General features: G+C 71.8%; 17 protein-coding genes. 10 read left to right on the forward strand and 7 right to left on the reverse strand.

Annotated features, from left to right (window positions below; translation table 11 throughout):
• Positions 1-34: 34 nt before the first annotated feature.
• Together ACN28F_RS21205 and ACN28F_RS21210 are read left to right on the forward strand one after the other, a co-directional pair.
• Entirely contained in the window at positions 35-391 is a 357-nt protein-coding gene (locus ACN28F_RS21205) for a PadR family transcriptional regulator (protein WP_289209664.1), read from the forward strand.
• Positions 388-1,383, forward strand: coding sequence for a hypothetical protein (locus ACN28F_RS21210; RefSeq protein ID WP_289209665.1), 996 nt, complete (start codon positions 388-390; stop codon positions 1,381-1,383). Before ACN28F_RS21205 ends, ACN28F_RS21210 begins: the two co-directional genes overlap by 4 nt.
• Before the next feature lie 51 nt (positions 1,384-1,434).
• Here the strand turns inward: ACN28F_RS21210 and ACN28F_RS21215 are convergent, their stop codons facing one another.
• On the reverse strand, positions 1,435-1,842 hold the full coding sequence (locus tag ACN28F_RS21215; RefSeq protein ID WP_289209666.1) for a VOC family protein: 408 nt from the start codon (positions 1,840-1,842) through the stop codon (positions 1,435-1,437).
• A gap of 145 nt (positions 1,843-1,987) precedes the next feature.
• On the opposite strand from ACN28F_RS21215, the gene ACN28F_RS21220 reads away from it, so the two are divergent.
• Entirely contained in the window at positions 1,988-2,374 is a 387-nt protein-coding gene (locus ACN28F_RS21220) for a hypothetical protein (protein ID WP_289209667.1), read from the forward strand.
• The gene (locus ACN28F_RS21225; protein WP_421359383.1) at positions 2,371-2,898 is read left to right on the forward strand and encodes a DUF6036 family nucleotidyltransferase; all 528 of its coding nucleotides are present in this window, start codon (positions 2,371-2,373) and stop codon (positions 2,896-2,898) included. The genes ACN28F_RS21220 and ACN28F_RS21225 overlap by 4 nt, the downstream gene beginning before the upstream one ends.
• Before the next feature lie 21 nt (positions 2,899-2,919).
• Here ACN28F_RS21225 and ACN28F_RS21230 read toward each other — a convergent pair whose 3' ends face one another.
• From ACN28F_RS21230 to ACN28F_RS21250, 5 genes are all read right to left on the reverse strand, one after another.
• Entirely contained in the window at positions 2,920-3,336 is a 417-nt protein-coding gene (locus ACN28F_RS21230; RefSeq protein WP_289209669.1) for a helix-turn-helix transcriptional regulator, read from the reverse strand.
• A 38-nt stretch (positions 3,337-3,374) separates the two neighbouring features.
• On the reverse strand, positions 3,375-3,713 hold the full coding sequence (locus tag ACN28F_RS21235; RefSeq protein ID WP_289209670.1) for a hypothetical protein: 339 nt from the start codon (positions 3,711-3,713) through the stop codon (positions 3,375-3,377).
• 70 nt (positions 3,714-3,783) lie between these two features.
• Positions 3,784-4,911 (reverse strand): hypothetical protein, encoded by a 1,128-nt coding sequence (locus tag ACN28F_RS21240; RefSeq protein WP_421359386.1) that lies wholly within the window; start codon positions 4,909-4,911, stop codon positions 3,784-3,786.
• A gap of 147 nt (positions 4,912-5,058) precedes the next feature.
• Positions 5,059-6,372, reverse strand: coding sequence for a YcaO-like family protein (locus ACN28F_RS21245; protein WP_421359387.1), 1,314 nt, complete (start codon positions 6,370-6,372; stop codon positions 5,059-5,061).
• Between the two features lie 83 nt (positions 6,373-6,455).
• Complete coding sequence (locus ACN28F_RS21250) at positions 6,456-6,590, reverse strand: hypothetical protein (protein WP_421359389.1); 135 nt, start codon at positions 6,588-6,590, stop codon at positions 6,456-6,458.
• A 218-nt stretch (positions 6,591-6,808) separates the two neighbouring features.
• Between ACN28F_RS21250 and ACN28F_RS21255 the strand changes: the two genes are divergently transcribed.
• A complete protein-coding gene (locus ACN28F_RS21255; RefSeq protein WP_421359391.1) occupies positions 6,809-8,680 on the forward strand; it encodes a BTAD domain-containing putative transcriptional regulator in 1,872 nt (623 codons plus the stop codon).
• Here the strand turns inward: ACN28F_RS21255 and ACN28F_RS21260 are convergent.
• Positions 8,664-9,494, reverse strand: coding sequence for a hypothetical protein (locus ACN28F_RS21260; RefSeq protein ID WP_289209675.1), 831 nt, complete (start codon positions 9,492-9,494; stop codon positions 8,664-8,666). The genes ACN28F_RS21255 and ACN28F_RS21260 overlap by 17 nt on opposite strands.
• Positions 9,495-9,680: 186 nt before the next feature.
• On the opposite strand from ACN28F_RS21260, the gene ACN28F_RS21265 reads away from it, so the two are divergent.
• From ACN28F_RS21265 to ACN28F_RS21285, 5 genes are all read left to right on the forward strand, one after another.
• Positions 9,681-10,301: a TetR/AcrR family transcriptional regulator gene (locus ACN28F_RS21265; protein WP_289209676.1), complete on the forward strand. Its 621-nt coding sequence runs from the start codon at positions 9,681-9,683 to the stop codon at positions 10,299-10,301.
• The gene (locus ACN28F_RS21270) at positions 10,298-11,491 is read left to right on the forward strand and encodes an FAD-dependent oxidoreductase (protein WP_421359393.1); all 1,194 of its coding nucleotides are present in this window, start codon (positions 10,298-10,300) and stop codon (positions 11,489-11,491) included. The genes ACN28F_RS21265 and ACN28F_RS21270 overlap by 4 nt, the downstream gene beginning before the upstream one ends.
• Before the next feature lie 54 nt (positions 11,492-11,545).
• Positions 11,546-12,796, forward strand: coding sequence for a sensor histidine kinase (locus ACN28F_RS21275; RefSeq protein ID WP_421359395.1), 1,251 nt, complete (start codon positions 11,546-11,548; stop codon positions 12,794-12,796).
• Complete coding sequence (locus ACN28F_RS21280; protein ID WP_289209679.1) at positions 12,793-13,521, forward strand: response regulator; 729 nt, start codon at positions 12,793-12,795, stop codon at positions 13,519-13,521. Before ACN28F_RS21275 ends, ACN28F_RS21280 begins: the two co-directional genes overlap by 4 nt.
• Positions 13,522-13,617: 96 nt before the next feature.
• Positions 13,618-14,388, forward strand: a complete 771-nt coding sequence (locus tag ACN28F_RS21285) for an ABC transporter ATP-binding protein (protein WP_289209680.1) — start codon at positions 13,618-13,620, stop codon at positions 14,386-14,388.
• The last annotated feature ends 2 nt before the right edge of the window (positions 14,389-14,390 follow it).

Below are 14,390 nucleotides of genomic sequence, written 5' to 3' on the forward strand. Positions count from 1 at the left end.
TGCGATATATGTTTGTCACCGATACGTTGTGGTCATGCCCGAGTTGTTACGCGAGCCGACGTTCCTCATCCTGACCGCCCTTGCCCGGGAGCCGATGCACGGCTACGGACTGATCTCCGAGGTGTCCACCCTCTCCGATGGTCGGCTGACCCTGCGTCCCGGCACGCTCTACGGTGCACTCGACCGGCTCGGTGACGACGGCCTTGTCGCCACCGACCGCGAGGAGATCGTCGACGGTCGGCTCCGCCGCTACTACCGCCTCACCGATCGCGGCGAGACGGTGCTGCGGGCCGAAACCGAACGGATGCGGCTCAACGTGCAGGCCGCCAGCCAACGACTGCGCGCCCGCGAGCGGGCCACCAGCACCCGACTCGCCGCAGGTGTGGCATGACCGACGACCGATCCGTCCTGGAGCGCAGGTACCGGGCGTTGCTGCGCTGCTATCCGGCGCACTACCAGGCCCACCGCAGCGACGAGATGCTCGACACCTATCTGGCGATGGTGGACGGCGGCCGCCGACGACCGAGCGCTGCCGACGTCCGGGACGTGCTGGCCGGTGCGACCCGCGCCCACCTGCGCAGCAGCGGCATGGCGGCGGCGCTGCCGATCGCCGCCACCGTCGCTATCGGCACGGTCACGATGCTTGCCACCTTCTGGCTGATCAGCGCCGAAGTGATCGGCGGTGCGCTGGCTGGGCCAGTGCCGATGTTCGGCCCCTTTCAGACCATCGGTGTAGTTGCCTGGGTCGCCTGGCTCGCCGTCGGGCTCACCGCCCTCGTATCGCCCGGCCGTGTCGTTCGGGTCGGTGTCCTGGCGGCCCTGGCGGTGACAGTCGCGCTGCTCCCCGCCGCCGCCCTGCTGCCGTACGACCGGCCCCCGCTGACGGTACTGGTGCCGCAACTGGCGCTCGGCCTGGTCGCGCTCGGCCTGCCGGACAGTCCCGGCAGCCGGGCCGGGCTGCGGCTGCGAGTCGTCGTCGCCCTGGTGACGGTGACCGCCGCCGGGGTCGCGACCATCACCATGCCAGGCAGCCCGTACCGGTGGTTCGACGGCGATCTGCTTGCCGCGATCGCTGCGATCCTGCTGATCGGGCTGCTGGGTGCCAGCGCCCTGCTCGCAGTGCGTGGCGACGATCGGGGCTGGCTGGCGACGGTGATCATGTTGCCGGCGTTCGCGACGCTGCTGGTCGAACCGCTCACCGGGCTGGTGGCCAGCTATGCCGGGACTGCTGCGGATTCCTGGGCGTCGACCGCCTGGGTGGCCGTCGTCTCGGTGCTGGCGGCTGGCGCGGCCCTGCCACTGACTGTCGCGATCCGTGGCCGCCGCCCGAAGCAACCACCCACGGTCTGTCCGACCTGCGGCAACCGGGCTGCCTCGGGATGAGCCGGGACAGCCCGGTCCAGTCAGCGCCGCCGGTCTGCGTCGTCGGTCAGCTCACTGCGACAGCTTCTGGGAGAAACGGATGTTGTTGCCGGACGGGTCGCGGACACCGCAGTCGCGGAAGCCGTACGGCTGATCGATGGGCTCCTGCATGACCTCCGCCCCTGCGGCCCTGACCCGCTCGAACGTCGCGTCCACGTCGTCGACCAGGAAGATCAGCCCGCTGAGCGAGCCCTTGGCGAGCAGCAGCTCCAGGGTCTCCTGGTCGGCGGCGCGACCCATCGCGGCGACTTCGAGCACGATCTCGACGTCCGGCTGTCCGGGCGGGCCGACGGTCAGCCAGCGGACGCCCTCGAACGCCATGTCGGTGCGGACCTCCAGGCCGAGCACGTCGCGGTAGAACTTCAGTGCCTCGTCCTGGTCGTGGACGAGCAGGAACGTGTGGGAAAGCGTGATCGTCATGCCGGTGACGCTACGCCGGACCGGCTGACCTGGGCTTCTCCAAACCGACTTGATGCTCCGCCCGGTCCTGGACAGGCCGTCGCCCGGTAGCCTGAAGCTGATGGTGCCGAAGTGATGCCGAGGTTCGGAAAGTGAGGTTCGCGTTGTGGGTACCGGCTACGAACCGATGAGTCTGGCAGTGCTGGCCAGTCATCTGGCATCCACAGACGTCGACCAGACCCGGTGGAAGTTGGTGTGGGAATTCCTGGAGGAGTTCCGCTGGGAGCCGGCGGACACCAGAGTGACGCTGCTGCTGGACGAACCGGAGCCGACCGGGGACGAGCGGTGGGACGCACTACTCGCGGCACTCGCAGAGCATCTGCTCGCGCAGGCGGACATCGCCCCGCCGCAATGGGCCGAGGCGCGGGTGCTGCGCCGACCATGGTTCCCTGCCGAATTGGCGATCCACCGGGCAGATGCGCTGGCCTGGGCGCCTGCCGCCCTTCGCAAGCATGGGGTGTACCTGTCCGTCCACGATCTGGCGGCGGCGTGACCGGCTCAGACGGCGTCCTGATGGGGCGCGCGGAACTTGAGCGAGCGTTCAGTAGCTTAGGTGATCGGCTCGTCCGTCGAGGGGTCGTTGCTGACATCTTCGTCGTCGGTGGTGCCGCGATGGCCTTGGCCTATGACGCAAAACGGGTGACAAGGGACGTCGATGCGATGTTCGTGCCGCACGGCGTCGTTCTCGACGAGGCGCGTGCAGTGGCCGACGAATTAGGACTGCCCCCGTGGTGGCTCAACGAGCAGGCCAGCGTTTACGTGTCCGGCAAAGAGGACCCGGGACGACGGCGGGTCTTCGACCATCCCGGCATTCGCGTCATGGCGGCTTCGCCCGAGCACATCTTCGCAATGAAGGCTCTCGCGGCTCGGACACGCGACGTGGACGACCTTCGTACCCTCGCCGCGCTGGCCAAGGTCGCGACGGTGGACGATGCCGTGCGGTTGTGCCGTGACTTCTATCCGGACGAGGTGATCTCGCCACGAGCCATGGGCGTGATCCGCGAGCTGTTCGGTTAGCTCAGAGCCTCGTCTCAGTCGTCATTGAACAGGAAAGCGCGGCGCGGCCGGCCGGGTCGGGCGGGTGACGGCCTTGACGTAACAGGCCGGGATGGCCGCGCCGGCCGCATGTGACCTGGCCCGGTACGCGCTGGGCGACTCGCCGACCAACTCGGTGAAGCGGGAGCTGAACGAGCCGAGTGAAGTGAACCCCACCGCCATGCAGACGTCGGTGACGCTCAGGTCGCCACGGCGCAGCAGCGCCTTGGCCCGCTCGACCCGCCGGGTCGACAGATAGCCGTACGGGCTCTCGCCGTAGGCGGCCCGGAACAGCCGGGTGAAGTGCGACGGCGACATGTACGCGGCCCGCGCCATCGCCGGCACGTCCAGCGGGCGGGCGTACTCCCGGTCCAGCAGGTCCCGGGCCCGGCGCAGTCGGACGGCTTCCTCGACGTTCACCCGGTCAGAGTGCCACGCCCCACCGACACGCAGCGGTGTTACGCCGACGCGGCGGCCGCGTAGCAGCGCTCGCGCTCCTGCGCCCACACCTCGTCGTCACTCTTGTCCTCGTACTCCGGGCGGATGCTGCGCGCGAGCCCGTAGAAGCCGGAACTGGGACGGCCGCTGCTGCGGGCCACGACAAGCGCGCTCCACAGCGGCTCGCCCCGCTCGGCGGCAAGCCTGGAGAGCTTGTCCAGCGGCTGGCCCAGGAAGTCGGGGCGGGTGCCGACCCGCTTCGCCAGCGGGCCGTAGCCGATCAGCCCTTTGGCCGTGGCTACTCCAAAGAGGATGTCCGCGATGCGGTCGACGCGGTCGACTGCGAACGTCTCCACCATGCGGCAACCATAGTGCGCAGAGTGCGCAGCGGAAACACGGCTCCGACCGGTATTACTGCGGCGTGGCCGCTCAGTTCATCGCCCTGCGGCGGCGTACCGCGACGACCGCCACCAGGAGTGCCACCGCGACCGCGACCCCGGCGGCCAGCACCCACCATGGCCGTACCGCACCGTCGGGGTCGCGGTCACCGTCGCCGCCGGTGCTGGAGATCGCTGGCAGCTCCAGCCGGTACACCTTGTGCTGGCGCGGGTCGACCAGGTAGCCGAGCTGGTCGTCCACCATGGTCAACGGTCCAGCGATGGACGGATCCGCCAGCAGGGTCTCCACCCGGCCGTCGGGGTGGAAGCGGTAGAGGCCGTCGTCGGTCGACAGGTACCGGGCGTTCGCGGTGGCGGCCAGGTAGAGGGTGCCCTGCCAGGCGCCGGCGGGGATCTCCGCCGACTGCGATTCGGAGTACGTCCACCGACTGTCGCCGTCGCGGACCACCGCGCGCATCCGGTTGTCGGACAGGCCGTACAGCAGGGTGCTCGCCACCCAGCGGCCGCCGTCGGGGTCGTCCGCCGTCGAGATCGGTGCGTACGGGAACGTGAACGACGCCGCGTCGCCGCCGGCCACCAGGCCGACGTCGCCGCTGCCGATCAGGGTGTCGATGAGACCGCTGGTGTCGATCCGCCGGACCCGGTAGTTGCGCAGGTCGCCGAAGACCAACCCGTCGTCGGCGTCGACGGTCAGGCCGCTGACGTCGCGCAGCTGTGCCTCGGTGGCCGGCCCGCCGTCACCGGCGAACCCGGCCCCGTTGCCGCCCGCCACCACGGTCACGTCACCGTCGGGCGGCAGGGAGAGGATCCGGGCGTTGCCGTTGTCGCCGATGTAGATGGTCCCGGCCGCGTCGACCGCCAGACTGCTCGGATGGTTCAGGGAGTCCTCGCCGACGGGGACGGTCCGGATCACGCCGTCGGCCGATATCGCCCGGACGACCCCGTTGCCGGTGTCGGCGACGTACACGACCCCGTCCGGCGCGACGGCGACCCCGCCGGGCTGGTTCAGCACCGCCGCCACGGCAGGGCCGTCGTCGCCGGCGTACCCGGGGTCGCCGGTCCCGGCGTACGGCGTGGCGGTCGCGCCGTCGGCCGGGGCCACCGCGTCGGCTGCCACCGCGTCGGCCGGGGCCACGGCGTCGGCTGCCAGTGCCGGCACCGGCATGCCAACTGTCGCCGTTACGACGAGTGCCGCTGCGAACCCGCGCGCAGTTCGTTTCACCGCCCTGTCTTAGCACAGGTGGCATCTGGCCGGTCCCTATCTCCAGCGTGGTCTGTGCTCAGCCCGGCGCCATCTGCACGTGAGTCACCTGGTGTCGTTCACGGGTCCAGGCCGTACTCCGTTGTTGCGGACCGCCATGCCCCGCGCTCCCGGCACCACCACCTGTCCGTCGGTGACGAGCATGAACCTCTCCAGGCCGGGGACGAAGATGTTGACCACGGCCAGGTTTCCGGTGACATAGTGGTCACGCTGCAACGGCGTGAAGCCGCGTCGGGAGAGGGCGTCGACGAGCGCGTCGAAGTGGCCGGCGGCGGTGGCCGGAGCTTCCGTGTCCCGGTACGGCACGACGGTCGCGTCGTCGAGCCGGGTACTGAAGTCGCTGCGGTAGCAGGCGTGCAGCGCGGGATAGGGCCTGGTCCAGTCGTGCCGCACGGGCGTCATGGCGGCGAACGCGGAGTGGATGTTCCCGAGCGAGGACGCCAGGTGGACCTGGACCAGCTCGCTCACCGCACGGGCGATCGCGTAGTGCCGGGAGAGGGAGGCGCCGCAGCCACGGATCCGGGCCGGTCCGCCGTCGCGCGTGGGGAGGTAGGCGAAGATCGCCGGTACGCCCAGGTCGCTGGTCATGTCGATCAGGTGCAGCGGCTGGCCGGTGATGGTCTCCGCCGCCGACACCAGGTCGGCGAGGTCGTCCGGCAACGTGTCCGTGTCGATGAGGACGAGCGGGGATCTCCGCCGCCCCAGGAACTGGTCGATCAGCAGGAGGGAGAGCGCGTCCCGCTCGATGGTCTCGTTGAGTGCGTGGACCGCCGCCTCGACCGGGTCGGTGCCCGCCGCCCAGCCGTTGTTGCAGGAGTAGCGGCTCACCCCGGTGTAGTCGTAGTGGTCACCGAGGTCCTCCCGCAGCGGGTCGGCCGCCTCGTCGAGGTAGTCCGGCACGGACAGGAACAGCGGTACGTCGACCTCGGCGCCGCTGGTCAGCACCCGGAAGGGCAGGCACCCCAGCGGCCCGTCGGGCAACTCCCCGAGCAGGCCGAGCGCCACGTCCCGTCGGAGCGTCGCATCGCGGGAGATGTCAGCAGCGTGGCGCAGCGTCGTCTCGCCGCCGGCGAGGCCCTGCAGCCCGCTGAGGTGGTGTTCCAATGCCTCGAAGATCGCGCCGACCTGCGCCGCCGCCGAACTTCCCTTGCCGAGTCCCAGCCCGCTGGGCACCGGGTCGTCGCCCCGCCACAGCGTCGCCGTCCAGACCGCCGGGTCGCCGTCGAGCACCGCCGTGCAGTCGACCCGGAGGTCGAGTTCGGTTGCCGCCGCCGTACCCCGCTGGTGGGCCTCGGGCAGACTCAGCGTCCGCTCACCGTCCTGAACCACCGGGCCGGCCGCAAGATCTGTCCTCGACATCGCTCCACCTCCGACTGAACGCACCGACGCTGCGGGTTGCGGGTGGGCCGGACGGGCACGCCGCCCGGCCCTGTGACGTCGACTCAGCCGGCGGACTCGACCGCCGCCATCTCGGAGTCCTGGTCACGCTCGGTCAGCTCGTCGAGGGTCCGCTGCTCGGTCTCGGCGAGTTCCGGCTTGTCCTTCTGCGGCCGGTAGATCGCGTCGTGCAGTCCCATGTGCTTCCTCCTTCATCGAGAGGTGCCTTGGTCAAAGATTCGTGCACACCGATAGATGTCCGATACCTGGTTGATATATCCGCAGGCGTAGCTTGTGGACACGACGTCTGTCCTATGGGTTTGCCTACTGTCCGGACCGCCGACCGCTGCGGTTTGCCAGGATGGCGACATGAGGGTGGATTTGCGGGCCGCCGCCGATGCGATCGTCTGCGGTTGACATGGAGCCCCTTCGGTTCGACCTGCTCGGCGTCGTGCGTGGCCGCCGGGGCTCCGTCGAGCTCGACATGGGAAGCCCGCAGCAACAGGCCCTGCTCGCCGTCCTTCTCCTGCGGCCGGGCCAGGGGGTGAGCGCGACCGTTCTGATGGAGGCGCTGTGGGGCGACGATCCGCCGGTCACCGCGATGAAAGCCCTCCGCACGTACGCTTGGCGGTGGCGCAAGGTGCTGGAGAACGACGCCGCCGAGCCCCGGATCCTGACGACCGTCGGTGACGGCTACCGCCTGACGGTGCCCGAGGACGCCGTCGATGTGCGGTACGCCGAGGCACTGGCCCGCCGCGCCCGTCAGGCCGGCGACGCGCGGAGCGCTCGCGCGATGCTGGCCGAGGCGCTCGCCCTCTTCAACGGCGAGCCGCTGGCCGGGGTGCCCGGCCCGTTCGCGCAACGGCATCGTCGCCGGCTCAGTGAGCTGCACCTCGATCTGCTGGAGGCGCGTCTGGCGTTGGACATCGACCTCGGTCGCGCCTCCTGGTGCGTGCCCGAGTTGCGCGCTCTCAGTGACGAGAACCCGTTGCGGGAGAGCCTTTCCGTGCTGCTGATCCGGGCGCTGCACGCCAGCGGCCGGCCGGGGGAGGCCGCTGCGGTGTTTCCGGCCGCTCGGCGCCGGATCGTGGACCGGCTGGGGCTGGAACCCAGCGTCGAGCTTGCCGAGGCCCACCGGCAGCTCCTGATCAGCGAGCGACCCGCCGCCCCGCCAAGGCGGCGTGCGGAGCCGGTGCGAAGGTCGGAGCCGGCGCGAAGTGAAGGGCCGGCACAAAGTGAAGAGTCGCCGCGACGTGAGGAACCGGCGCCACGACCGGCCCAGGTCCCGGCCCAGGTTCCGGCCCAGGTCCCGGCCACCACGGCGGACTTCACCGGGCGTGCGGCGGTGGCCCGTCTCGTCACCGACGCCCTGAGCCGGCCCGACCGCGAATCGTTGCCGGTCGTGGCCGTAGCCGGGATGGGTGGTGTCGGCAAGACCACCCTGGCCCGGCACGTCGCCCACCGGCTCGGCGCGCACTACCCGGACGGACAGTTGTACGCGGAACTGCGGGGCGGTGACGCCGTGCCGGCGTCACCGCAGGACGTCCTGGACGGCTTCCTCGAGGCGCTCGGGGTGGAGTTCGTACCGGACTGCCTGGACAGCAGGTCGGCGCTGTTCCGCTCGGCGACGCACGACCGCCGGTTGCTCGTGGTGCTGGACGACGCGCACAGCCTCGCACAGATCACCCCGCTGCTGCCGGGTACCGCGACCTGTGGCGTCCTGGTCACCTCCCGTTCCCGGCTGGCCGGCCTGAACGGTGCCGTGCACGCCGATCTCGACGTGTTCGACGAGACCGAGGCGATCGAGCTGCTGAGCCGGGTGATCGGCCACGACCGGGTGGCGGCCGAGCGCGAGACGGCCCGGGAGCTCGTGGTGGCCTGCGGATTGCTGCCGCTGGCGGTCCGCATCGTGGCGGCCCGGCTGGCCGCCCGGCCGGGCTGGTCGATCGGGGCGTTGCGCGACCGGTTCACCGACGGGCACCGGCTGGGCTCGTTGCGGGCCGGTGGTCTCGACGTGAGTGCGACTTTTCTGGCCAGCTGGCGGCAGCTCACCTCGGAGCAGCAGCGCGCCCTGGTCCTGCTGGCCGTCACCGACCGGCCGGACTTCGCGCTGCCCGTCGTGGCGCGGGTGCTGGGCCGGCCCGAGCCGGACAGCGAGGACCTGCTGGAGGAGCTGGTCGACCTGGCGTTGCTGGAGTCGGACACCGTCGGGCGTTACCACCTGCATCCCGTCGTGCGGTCGTTCGCCCTCGCCCAGCATCCGGGCCGGCGAGCTAGCGGCGGAGGATGACGGTGTCCAGTATGTCGAAGGTGGCCGGGGCGTCGCGGCGGTTGCCGACCAGGAACGCCACTTCGCGGCCGGGTTGGCGCAGCGGCCACCAGAACTCGCCGACCAGTGCGCGGCGTAGCGGCAGCCCGCAGTATCTGCGGCGGCGCTGCTGGAAGGCGACCACGTCCCGGTCGCGCAGCTGCTGTACGTGGCCTGCGCAGCCGGGGTGGTGGCACCGGTACCGGTAGGCGAGGGTGAACGGTGGGCGGCGCAGCAGGTCGTGCACGATCGGTCGGAACAGGTCGGGTTCGTGGCGTCGCCAGGTGGCGGCGGACCAGCGTTCGGCCGGTGCCGCCACCGGCGTGCGACCGATCCGCAGGTAGCGCAGCTCGGCGGCGCGGATCAGGGCGACCGACCGGGCGTCGTCGCGGCCGGTCGCCGCCTGGTGGATGTCGCACATGGACCATTCGGCGTGCGGGTGCAGGATCGCGGTGCGCCGGGGCCACTGGCGCGCCTCGTGACGGACCCGCAAGGTGCCGTCGTGGGCCCGCCAGCTTTCCGGGCGTGGGTCGTCGGGGTCGGGTTCGGCGACGGCGGAGACGATGTCGTAGCGCCGTACGGGCGCGGCCTGGCTGAGCGGGTGGGCGGGGATCTCGTCGAACCGGATCCAGTGTCGGGGGCCGTCGAGGCGGAGGCCGACGAGGGTGGTCATGGCACCGTACGTGGCGGACGGCACCGGCGGGGTGATGCCGGTGACCAGCACCTGCATCTGAGTCGCACCGCTGTCCTTGCCTGGCGGCGGTTCGTAGTAGGGCGTGCGGTACAGCTCGCTCACGTGCGCCTCCGGCCGAGGGGTAGCCATCGGTGATCGTGTGATTACTGAACGCCAACAAGGATCGCACGGCGGCGGCCTCGGAATCCAGAGTCGTTTTCACGCATCGCATCGACGTGGTAACGTGTTGGACGTTCGCCCAGGACAAACGACCAGGGCGGGCGACCAATACGGGATCGGAGTGTGCGGATGACGCAGAGCGCCGCAGAACGCGGCCGACAGGTGCGGGCCCGACTGCGGGCCGCCGCCGTCACGCTGATCGCCGAACGCGGCTGGTCGGCGGTCAGCACCCGGGTGGTCGCCGACCGGGCCGGGGTCGCCCCCGGCCTGGTCCACTACCACTACCCGTCGATCCAGGCGCTGCTGATCGAGGCGGCCACCACCGCGGTCACCGACCTGACCGCCGACCTGGGTGCGCTGCTGACGACGGCGGCGACCCCGGCCGACGGCGTACGGTCGATGCTCGCCGCCCTGGACGGCTACTCCGGCACCGACCCGACCTCGCTGCTGTTCGCCGAGACCTACCTCGCCGCCGCCCGCGACGACGACCTGCGGCGTACCCTGGCCGGCATCCTCGACGACCTGCGCGGCCGGCTCGCCGACTGGCTCGCCGGCCACCGCGTCGCCGACCCGGCGGCCACCGCCGCCGTGCTCGCCGCCGCCGTCGACGGGCTGCTGCTGCACCGTCCATTGTCACCCGCTCTGACCTCGGGCGCGGTCGCCGGGCCGCTCACCCGGATGATCATCATCGACGCCACGACGGAGAGCGCCACGACCGAAAGCGCCACGACGGAAGGGGGCCGACAGTGAAGGCGGTCATCTGCGGGGCCGGGATCGCCGGGCTGGCGCTGGCGCACCGACTCGACGCCGCCGGCTGGTCGGTGACCGTGCTGGAGCAGGCGGCCGCCCCGCGTACCGAGGGTTACATGATCGACTTCTTCGGTCCCGGCTACGACGTGCTCGACCGGATGGGGCTGCTGCCGCAACTGCAGGAGCACGGCTACCGGGTGCAGGCGCTGACCTACCGCGACGAGCGCGGCCGCCGCCGGGCCAGCCTCAGCTACGCCCGGTTCGCCGAGATGGTCGACGGCCGACTGACCAGCATCATGCGCCCCGACCTGGAGCGGATCCTGCGCCACGCGCTGCCCGAACGGGTCGCGCTGCGCTTCGACAGCCGGCTGACCCGCATCGACCATCGCTCCGACCGGGTCGACGCCACCACCGCCGACGGCACCGTCCACCGCGCCGACCTGTTGATCGGCGCCGACGGCATCCACTCCACCGTGCGGCGGCTCGTCTACGGCGACGAACGCCACTTCCTGCGCTACCTCGGCTTCCACACCGCCGCCTGGGTGTTCGACGACCCGGCGGTACGGGCCGAGATCGGCGACGAGTTCGCCCTCACCGACAGCACCCGCCGCCAACTCGGCTGCTACGCCCTGCGCGACGGCCGGGTCGCGGCCTTCGCCGTGCACCACAGCAGCGATCCGACGCTGCCGGCGGATCCCCGGGCAGCCCTCCACCAGGAGTACGCCGACCTCGGCTGGATCGTGCCGCAGGCGCTCGCCGCCTGCCCACCCGCCGACGAGATCTACTACGACCAGGTCGCCCAGATCGACCTGCCGTACTGGAACCACGGCCGGGTCGTGCTGGTCGGCGACGCCTGCCAGGCGGTGTCGCTGCTCGCCGGGCAGGGTGCCTCGCTGGCGGTCGCGGGGGCGCAGACCCTCGCCGACGAGCTGACCCGGGCCCTCGGCACCACTCCCGACCCGACGGCCGCCGCCGACCCCACCCTGCTCGCCACCGCCCTGCGCCGCTACGAGACGGCGATGCGGCCGGTCATCACCGACAAACAGCAGGTGGCCCGGCGCGGTGCCCGCTGGTTCGTGCCGCAGCGCCAGTGGTGGCTACGGGCCCGCCGGGTCGCGTTGGCCGCCGCCGGCCTGCCCGGCGTCGACCGGATGATCGTCGGCGCGATGGTCGGCCGGTCCCGCACCTGAGGCGGACCCGGCGGGCCGGCCGGTCCCGCACCTGACCGTGGGTACGCTCGCAGCATGTCGATGCCCACGCCGGTCCTCCCGCGCTGGCTGCGGCGCGGCCGTGACCTGCTGTTCGACCTCGCCATCGTCGCCGTCGTCGGCTCCGCGTCGGTGATCGCCGGCGGCGCGTACGGCACGATCGGCATCGTGCACGGGGTCCTGATGGCGCTGCCGCTGTTCGCCCGTCGTCGCTTCCCGGTCGCCACGTTCGCCGTGGTCGCCGGCCTCGCCGCCGCCCAACTGCTCGCCGGCGACACCTTCACCCTGCTGCCGCACGACGTGGCGATCTTCGTCGCGCTCTACTCGGTGGTGAAGTACGCCCGCCGCGCCTGGGTCGGGTTCGCCGCCCTCGGCGTCACCCTGTTCGGCTGTTTCGCGGCCGCCGTACTGCTCAGCCCGTCAGGCCCCGGCCAGCCGTGGCTCGACCAGTACATCCTCACGCTGGCCGCCTCGGTCACCATCGGGGTGACGCTGCTCGGCCTGACCGTGCGGATCCGGCACCTGTACGTACTCAGCCTGGAGGAACGCGCCGCCACCGCCGAACGCGAACGCGACCACCTGGCCCGGATCGCCGTCGTCGAGGAACGCGGCCGGATCGCCCGCGAACTGCACGACATCATCGCCCACTCGCTGTCGGTCATGATCGTGCACGCCGACGGCGGCCGGTTCGCCCTCGACCGCGACCCGGAACGCACCCGGTCCGCGTTGACCACGATCGGTGCCACCGGCCGGGAAGCGCTCGGCGAGATGCGGCAGCTGATCGACGTACTGCGTCATCCGGAGCGCTCCGCCGAAGCGGTGGTGGAACGCCCGCGCGGCGCCCTCGACCAGGTGGGCGAGGCGGTGGCGAAGGCCCGGGGCGCCGGGCTGGCCGTCGAGTTCGCGGTGACCGGCACCGCGCCGGAGGTGCCCGACGGGGTCTCCCTCGCCGTCTACCGCATCGTGCAGGAGTCGCTGACCAACGTCCTGAAACACGCAGGGGAGCGGGCCACGGCGCGGGTGTCGATCACGTACACCCGGCAGGCCATCACCATCGAGGTGGTCGACGACGGCGGCCGGCGGGCGGCAGCGACGCCCGCGCTGACCAACGTCACCCCGCTGCCGCTGCCGCTGCCGGCCGCCGCGCTGCCGGCCGGTGGGCACGGTCTGATCGGCATGCGCGAGCGGGCCGGACTGTACGGCGGCGAGTTCACCGCCGGCCCGCGGCTCGACGGCGGCTGGCAGGTCCGCGCGTCGATCCCGCTGAGCCTGGCGGCGGCGGCATGACCGGCGGCGCGACGACCGCCGGCGGCCCGGCGACCGAGGGCTCCGCCGCCGCCCCGGGCGCTGCCATCCGGGTCGTCCTCGTCGACGATCAGGCCCTGGTCCGGGCCGGCTTCCGGATGGTGCTCGACTACTCCGGCGACATGACCGTGGTCGGCGAGGCCGGCGACGGCGCCGAGGCACTGCGGCTGCTGCGTACCGTCGACGCCGACGTCGTCGTGATGGACGTACGGATGCCGGTCCTCGACGGCGTCGAAGCCACCCGGCGCATCTGCGCCACCGGGCCCACCCCCCGGGTGCTGGTGCTGACCACCTTCGACACCGAATCCGACGCCTTCGCCGCACTGCAGGCCGGGGCGAGCGGATTCCTGCTCAAGAGCGTCCCACCGGAGGAGCTGCTGGCCGCGATCCGGGTGATCGCCGCCGGCGACTCGGTCGTCGCGCCCCGGATCACCCGCCGACTGCTGGACCGCTTCGCCGGGCAGCTGGTCACCGCCGGGTCGGCCGCCCCCACCGTCGACGGGCTCACCGACCGGGAACGTGAAGTGCTGCTGCTGCTCGGCCAGGGGCTGTCCAACGCAGAGATCGCCGGCCGGCTCACCGTCGCCGAGGCGACCGTCAAGACCCACGTCGGGCGGATCCTGGCCAAGCTGGGGCTACGGGACCGGGTCCAGGCCGTCGTGCTGGCGTACGAGACGGGGTTGATCCGCCCCGGAAGTACGACCTGAGGCGTACGCCGGCCCCGGAGTGCGACCCGCGACGGACCCGGAAGTGACGTAGAACGGCGGACGCCGCGCACCGCCCGCGTCCCTAGCGTTACCGGCATGTCAACGATCACTTCGACCGCGGCAGCGGTCACCGCCACCGGCCTGTCCAAGGTGTACGGCAACGGTGCGGCGGCGGTCACCGCACTGGACGGCGTCGACATCGCCTTCGCCACCGGCCAGTTCCACGCCATCATGGGCGCCTCCGGGTCCGGCAAGTCGACCCTGATGCACTGCCTCGCCGGGCTGGACCGCCCCACCGCCGGATCCGTCCGGATCGGCGACACCGAGATCACCCGGCTCGACGACCGCCGGCTGACCATGCTGCGGCGCGACCGGATCGGCTTCGTCTTCCAGCGCTACAACCTGCTGCCCACCCTCACCGCCCTGGAGAACGTCACCCTGCCGGTGGCGATCGCCGGCGGCCGGATCGACAGCGACTGGCTGCGGCAGGTGGTGGCCGCCGTCGGGCTCACCGACCGGCTCGGCCACCGCCCCGCCGAACTCTCCGGCGGGCAGCAGCAGCGGGTCGCCGTCGCCCGCGCCCTGATCACCCGCCCGGCGGTGATCTTCGCCGACGAACCGACCGGCAACCTGGACTCCCGTTCCGGCGCCGAGGTGCTGCGGCTGCTGCGTGACGCCGTCGACCAGCTCGGCCAGACCGTCGTGATGGTGACCCACGACCCGCTCGCCGCCACCCGCGCCGACCGGGTCACCTTCCTCGCCGACGGCCGCCGGGTCACCGACCTGGACCGCCCCGACGTCGACGCCATCCTCGACGTGATGTCCCGCCTGGACTCCGCCGGGCGCGACGCCCACGCGGGCAGGTGAAC

This window comes from Solwaraspora sp. WMMA2101 (genome assembly GCF_049179175.1).
Classification (GTDB): Bacteria; Actinomycetota; Actinomycetes; order Mycobacteriales; family Micromonosporaceae; genus Micromonospora_E.

Bases quoted from the DNA above. Each gene is read 5' to 3' on its own strand.
- ACN28F_RS21285 (WP_289209680.1), top strand. From the start codon at position 13,618: ATGTCAACGATCACTTCGACCGCGGCAGCGGTCACCGCCACCGGCCTG.
- ACN28F_RS21245 (WP_421359387.1), bottom strand. From the start codon at position 6,372: ATGTCGAGGACAGATCTTGCGGCCGGCCCGGTGGTTCAGGACGGTGAG.
- ACN28F_RS21210 (WP_289209665.1), top strand. From the start codon at position 388: ATGACCGACGACCGATCCGTCCTGGAGCGCAGGTACCGGGCGTTGCTG.
- ACN28F_RS21235 (WP_289209670.1), bottom strand. From the start codon at position 3,713: ATGGTGGAGACGTTCGCAGTCGACCGCGTCGACCGCATCGCGGACATC.
- ACN28F_RS21205 (WP_289209664.1), top strand. From the start codon at position 35: ATGCCCGAGTTGTTACGCGAGCCGACGTTCCTCATCCTGACCGCCCTT.
- ACN28F_RS21215 (WP_289209666.1), bottom strand. From the start codon at position 1,842: ATGACGATCACGCTTTCCCACACGTTCCTGCTCGTCCACGACCAGGAC.
- ACN28F_RS21280 (WP_289209679.1), top strand. From the start codon at position 12,793: ATGACCGGCGGCGCGACGACCGCCGGCGGCCCGGCGACCGAGGGCTCC.
- ACN28F_RS21265 (WP_289209676.1), top strand. From the start codon at position 9,681: ATGACGCAGAGCGCCGCAGAACGCGGCCGACAGGTGCGGGCCCGACTG.
- ACN28F_RS21255 (WP_421359391.1), top strand. From the start codon at position 6,809: ATGGAGCCCCTTCGGTTCGACCTGCTCGGCGTCGTGCGTGGCCGCCGG.
- ACN28F_RS21275 (WP_421359395.1), top strand. From the start codon at position 11,546: ATGTCGATGCCCACGCCGGTCCTCCCGCGCTGGCTGCGGCGCGGCCGT.
- ACN28F_RS21250 (WP_421359389.1), bottom strand. From the start codon at position 6,590: ATGGGACTGCACGACGCGATCTACCGGCCGCAGAAGGACAAGCCGGAA.